Source organism: Streptomyces sp. BRA346, from assembly GCF_052851135.1.
In genome coordinates this window covers 1-2,062 of the sequence record NZ_JAIWIH010000146.1, presented here as the reverse complement: position 1 = coordinate 2,062, position 2,062 = coordinate 1, and the positions used below count along the sequence as shown (strand labels likewise).

The window sequence follows — 2,062 nt, the reverse complement described above, 5'->3', positions numbered from 1 at the left end:
GGCCACCAACAGCACCGCCTACACACCCCTCCGCTTCCCCGGCCAATACTTCGACCCCGAAACCGGCCTCCACTACAATTTCCACCGCTACTACGACCCACATTCCGCCCGCTACCTCACCCCCGACCCCCTAGGCCTCACCCCCGCCCCCAACCCAGCAACCTACGTCCACAACCCCCACGCTTGGTCTGACCCCTTGGGCCTCGGCCCCTGCCCTCCTTCTGGAGATGCCCCGGGCACGGGTCCGGGTCCGTGGGACATGCGTGGCCGAGACCCGATGAGCGTTGTACCCGACCACGCAAGCGTTCGAGAACTCAAACCAGATCCGAACGGGGGAGCCCAATACGGATTGGAATACAAGTGGCTCGACTCTGAAGGTCGGACGGTCCGGCTGCGAATTCATGGCCCAGATGGAAATGCACCCGCTGGCTCACATGCAGCCATGGGGGAAACATACCGCATCCAGTACGGCGGCAAATACCAAGATCACCTAGGCAATCTGCACCCACGAAACGTACACAACCCCGCCAGCCCTAACTACGATCCGGGAGCAGCCAACGCCAGCCATATACCATGGCCGCAGGACTTCCCCGGCCTCTAGCAGATACCTCAAGAGCAATACCCCACTTCCCCAGAGGACACCATCATGTCTGTGGGCGATGAGCGACTCGCCACACTTACAAGAGGATTGACTTCGGACGATCCGAGGGAAAGAGAAGACGCCTGTGAAACCATCACGGACTGGCTGAATTCATTCGATTACAGCGAAGCCACTGTCCTTGCGATCACCCTTTCGTCTTCCGTGAACACGGAAACAGATATGATTTGCAGGGAGAGCCAACTCCACGCGCTCGTCGAGCTGAGCGACACCGGACTCATTCACGCGAATGACCTATCACCACTAAGGCTCATCGACAAGGGTTCCCTGCGAGGGTCGGAGGTCGAATACATCCAGCACCTATTCAACATAATCGAAGGTACGAACCATTCGTAAGCGCGATGACGCTAGTTTTCTTCACGCGTCAATCCGCCCCTCCGTCGTCGGCGTCCTCCTGTCCGGCCAGAGGCACGTGTGGCAGGGACGCGATCCATGACGGGAAGCAACGCCACCCTGGCGGGAGCATTCCCGGCGCACCTCGTCCATGACGTACGCGCCGTCCTGGCAGTCATGCCGGACCTGCAGCATCCACCCATGTCGCCATTCTCGGTCGAGGTGGCCGGTGAGGCCGTCAGCATCCCTTCCCGGATCTACAACGATGAGCTGCCCGCCGACGCGCAGCACGGGCTCACCGCGACACAGCGACTGATCCTGCACTGCCTGTACTCACGCCACGGGGACGGAATGATCCGCCAGCGCCACGTAGAGCAGATCGTTCGCTCCGGCGAGCCATGGGTGGTCCCGTTCGTGGTGCAGCTGGTCGGCGAATACGTGGTGGAGGTCCTTGAGGCGATCCGGATCGGCCTTTCCGACGTGGCCACTCCGGGGTCCGCCCAGCGAATCCTGTACGGGGACTTCATCGCGCGCAACCCGTCGTACTTCGCACGCACGGAGCGCCGGGTGGTGAGCTACTGGTCTTGCTACTACCGGCACCAATACCCGACCTTCGGCACCTACCCCGGCTGCCTCATCCTGGAGCTCCTTCGAGCAGCCGCGGCCGACCGCACCGGCAGGCGGTGGCCCCGTCACACGCCACCCGGGCTCACCTCTACGCTGTCGCCATGCATGCCGACCGCGCCTCCGAGCCCGCCCTGATCCTCTGGGACGTGGACCAGACGTTGGTCAGCATCAAGGACGGGGTAAGCCACAGCCTCTACGAGCGGGCCTTCGAGAAGGTGACGGGGCGGACGCTCGGCGGGCTGGCGGACATGGCAGGCCGTACCGAGCAGGCCATCATGACGGAGACGCTGCGTCTCAACGGCGTCGATGAGCCGGACGCACTGTTCAGCGACTTCTACGCCGCGCTGAGGTTCCCCCGCTGTACGGGGGTGGCTGACTAGCTGGTCAGGGCGGGTTGACGTGGTTTCAGGTTCACTTGTTCGGCCGTTGCCTGGTTGGCGTAGT

The 2,062-nt window shown here is 62.8% G+C and carries 3 protein-coding genes; all 3 read left to right on the top strand.

Going from position 1 to position 2,062, the window contains the following annotated elements:
* A partial coding sequence (locus tag LCH29_RS43820; protein WP_446467263.1) for a polymorphic toxin type 30 domain-containing protein occupies positions 1-601 on the top strand: 601 nt, incomplete at its 5' end.
* A gap of 489 nt (positions 602-1,090) precedes the next feature.
* A complete protein-coding gene (locus LCH29_RS43815) occupies positions 1,091-1,753 on the top strand; it encodes a hypothetical protein (RefSeq protein ID WP_446467262.1) in 663 nt (220 codons plus the stop codon).
* Entirely contained in the window at positions 1,720-1,998 is a 279-nt protein-coding gene (locus LCH29_RS43810; protein ID WP_446467261.1) for a hypothetical protein, read from the top strand. The genes LCH29_RS43815 and LCH29_RS43810 overlap by 34 nt, the downstream gene beginning before the upstream one ends.
* The last annotated feature ends 64 nt before the right edge of the window (positions 1,999-2,062 follow it).